The organism is Alteripontixanthobacter muriae (assembly GCF_013336795.1).
GTDB classification, from domain to species: Bacteria; Pseudomonadota; Alphaproteobacteria; order Sphingomonadales; family Sphingomonadaceae; genus Pseudopontixanthobacter; species Pseudopontixanthobacter muriae.
The window spans coordinates 1-909 of record NZ_JAAFZT010000034.1 but is presented as its reverse complement, the minus strand read 5'-3'; the positions used below and the strand labels follow the sequence as shown (position 1 = coordinate 909).

The window sequence follows — 909 nt, the reverse complement described above, 5'->3', positions numbered from 1 at the left end:
CTAGTCACCTGAATCCGAAGTTCGGCTCATAGCTTTTTGACAGAAGCGTTTGACCGAGGCGAGTATCTCGTCGGCGGATTTGGTCCAGCGATAGGGTTTGGGGTTCTCGTTGTGCGTCTCGCTGAACGCGATGATGTCTGCTTCGAGCTCGGCGGTGGATCGATGGACACCGCGCTGCAACTGCTTGCGAGTGAGTTCGGCGAACCAGCGCTCGACCTGGTTGATCCAGGAAGCTGATGTCGGCGTGAAGTGAACATGCCAGTGCGGCCGCCTCGCCAGCCAAGCCTTGATTCTCGGCGTCTTGTGCGTGGCGTAGTTGTCCATCACAAGATGCACGTCCGGTCCCGCTGGCATCACGGCATCGATCTGCTTGAGGAAGTCGAGAAACTCGGTTGCCCGGTGGCGCTTGTAGCATTTGCCGATCACTGCCCCTGTGGCAATGTCGAGCGCTGCGAACAGAGATGTCGTACCGTTACGAACATAGGTATGGGTGCGCCGCTCGGGCACGCCGGGCGCCATCGGCAGGACCGGCTGTTCACGATCGAGTGCCTGGATCTGGGACTTCTCGTCCACGCACAGAACCACCGCCCGGTTCGGCGGCGACATGTAGAGGCCGACGATGTCCTGCACCTTGTCGACGAACAGCGGATCGGTGGAGAGCTTGAAGGTCTGGGACCGGTGCGGCTGCAGGCCAAAAGCGGCCCAGATCCGGCGAATGGTAGTATGAGAGAGCCCAGTCTCGGCGGCCATGCTGCGGATCGACCAGTGGGTCGCATCCTTGGGCGTGGTGTTCAGCGTGCGCTCGATCACCTTTGCCACCTGCTCATCGGAGACGGTTCGCGGGCGGCCGGGCCGGTACTCGTCGGTGAGCCCCTCGATCCGGTCCTTTACGAACCTGCGGCGCCACTT

Annotated in this window: 1 protein-coding gene; it reads right to left on the bottom strand. The window is 61.6% G+C overall.

The features are described 5' to 3' along the window. The coding region (locus tag G7A66_RS09935; protein WP_174295533.1) for an IS630 family transposase at positions 1-909 on the bottom strand (909 nt) is incomplete at its 5' end.